Origin of the sequence: uncultured Kiloniella sp., from assembly GCF_937128705.1 — a bacterium.
Classification (GTDB): domain Bacteria; phylum Pseudomonadota; class Alphaproteobacteria; order Kiloniellales; family Kiloniellaceae; genus Kiloniella.
The window spans coordinates 1-2,552 of the sequence record NZ_CAKZMP010000094.1; the positions used below are offsets into that span (position 1 = coordinate 1).

General features: G+C 41.6%; 3 protein-coding genes. All 3 read right to left on the reverse strand.

The window, feature by feature from the left end; genetic code table 11:
* A partial coding sequence (locus tag Q0241_RS05625; RefSeq protein ID WP_299374410.1) for a BfmA/BtgA family mobilization protein occupies positions 1–765 on the reverse strand: 765 nt, incomplete at its 3' end.
* A 62-nt stretch (positions 766–827) separates the two neighbouring features.
* Positions 828–2,228: a class I SAM-dependent methyltransferase gene (locus Q0241_RS05630; protein WP_299374412.1), complete on the reverse strand. Its 1,401-nt coding sequence runs from the start codon at positions 2,226–2,228 to the stop codon at positions 828–830.
* Complete coding sequence (locus tag Q0241_RS05635; protein WP_299374414.1) at positions 2,225–2,416, reverse strand: hypothetical protein; 192 nt, start codon at positions 2,414–2,416, stop codon at positions 2,225–2,227. The genes Q0241_RS05630 and Q0241_RS05635 overlap by 4 nt, the downstream gene beginning before the upstream one ends.
* Positions 2,417–2,552 lie beyond the last annotated feature (136 nt).

The window sequence follows — 2,552 nt, forward strand, 5'->3', positions numbered from 1 at the left end:
TTCCTCTTCTACATTGCTCTCTAGCAATGCTTGCAACATCGCAGTTGTTGGTTTGGTTTGATGCTTTTCAATATCTCTAATGATAGCCACAATAGCATTAAAGCGTTTCTTCATTTGAAATCGCAAACTGGTAATAGTTTCGCCTAATCTGTAACGATAATTTTGCGGGTCATCAGTCTCATTAGATAGTGCAATGTAGCCGCCCGACATAACAGATGCCATCGTGAACAGTGTTTGGTTAAAAGGGGTCGTCGCGTCGGAAAAAACTTGAAAACCACGTCGCGTTAGTTCATCGCGAAAGCTTTGGTTATCATGTCCGTAAAGATTTTTCAGAATTTCTGAAGACCCGTACCCATCAAGTACAATGTGAATAATTGAGGGTTGTTGCTTTAATGATATTTTTTTGAGCGAAGCAGAGGACGTTTTCACAACGCCGTCGTTGGCATAAACGTTTTTAAAAAGAGAATACACAAAGGTTGGGAAGAGAAATATTCCCAAAATGTTGGATAGAATGACCATTTTTTTAAATGGGATTTCACGGTCGAGTAGCCAAAAGACAAAAAGCGATACGATCAATATGGATGGATATATGGGACCGTTAAATAACTTTAGGCCGTAAGCTGACAAAATAACAATAACCATTGCCGGAATGGTATTTTGTTTTATCAGTTTACTCGTCGCCCAGAACAGAAAAACAGTAAGGCCTAGAATTATAAAAGCTGCTCGATGAGCTTCCTCTATCGGGTGGACCCCTGAGAATCTCATATAAGGGATACAAGCAAGAAGGAGCGTTGGCCCGATAGGAAGTAAAAGGAATCTCTGCACTATTATACTCGTTTGTACCAATATAATGTCCGACCATCTTTTGTAATTTCGTTTGTCTTTACAATGGTTGCACAATCGGACAATGCGCCCTCAAAAGCAGATTGCGTGTAGTTTGAAAAGATGTCCTCTCTCATTGAAAGCATGGCTTGAACTGTTGGGTCTGACTTATTCACAAACTCTATGATTCCATTGGGGGCAAGCGATACAAGCCAGCTAACGACTTGTGGCAATGGAATGTTCTTTCCGATAGCAAGATGGTGTTCAAAAGCCAGGGCTAGAATTGCGTCCGGCCTCGCGCGTTCGACAAAACCGACTCTCTCTGATTGCCTCCAACCTTGATTTGGGCTGGGGTTTGCAGCGTCCAGATACAGGGGCAATAAATTTAAAGATTTATCTGTTGCTCTTTTGAAGGCTTTCTCAATAGCTATTTTATCAAAATCAAATCCGATGCTTTGGTGCGCGCCTGCTTTGAGCGCGACTTCTGAAAATGCACCGCTGTTACACCCAATATCATAGATCAGATCAGGCTTGGTTGATTGAATGAATTCGGTGATGAAATCCGCTTTGAGCTTATTTTCATTGTCGTCATAGGTGTTTTCTTCAGCATAACTTCCCCATGTACTGCTGTCCGTATTCTTTGGCTGAAGAGTTGACACCCATTTTTTTAGCTGAACCAGTAAGCTTTTGTAAGTTGTTTTGGGGATCCCTTTTCGATCACTTATCTTTTTTGTATCTGATAGCTGTGTGGTTCTTGCTTTTGCTTGAAAGCGTGCCGGGAGCACGACATGGCTGAGAATATTAAGCGAAAATTTATGGCGGAGCCGAAGAAGCTTGGATAGATCCTCATTTGTTATGCCCTCTTGAGTGCCGCGAAACCAAGCGTTATGGGGGACATCTAATTTTGCTCTTAGTAGCAAGGGGTTTAAGAACTGTTCACAAAACTGACGATGTCCAATCCAATATTCCCTGTCCGTGTAGGGCTTAAAGGAAAGGTGATCTATAAAGATGGGGTTGGGACCAATAAATTGGATGTTATAGGCACTGGCATCTGTGAGAACGATATCTTTCTCTAAGGCCTGTATGGCAATAGAGAGGTGCAATAAAGCAGCCTCTTTTAAAAGGTTGAAAGACCACTCATAGGGATAAGATATATAATCTAGGCGCTTGTGTTCCAAAACATATTCGGCGTGGGGGAATAGTTTTGTTATTTTAGGATCTTGAACAATTTCAAAAGGCACAAGGTCTTCTGCATCAACCAAAGCTGTCAAAAAGCCTGTTTCATGAACTTTCGAGAATGCAGATGCGCCGTATTGGGTAACTGTGCGGAATATACGGCCTTCTATCTCATGAACTTGCCCGGCAGGGTCACGAAAAGATCCGTCGAGTATGGCTGGTTTTGTCACTTGGTGTCGCTGTTGCTATCGGTTGGTTCTTTGTGAAAAATTCGATTGAAAAAAGCTTTTACTTTTGCCCAGTATAACGCACCAAAGGTTGCCGCAGCTGCAATCCCCCCGATGATGGATTGAATGATAATGCTGCCTGTTCCAGGGTCAAGATAAGCATAAGCAGGTTGTGCCGTATTCAAAAACACAACAAAAAATCATCTATCAGGCTACCTAACTATTAGTTTACCTAACTCCTTAAAACTATTAACTCCTATTGATAGTTTCTTCCTTATTGAACCCAATAGCACACAAATAATCTATATTCCAACACTTACCTTACAT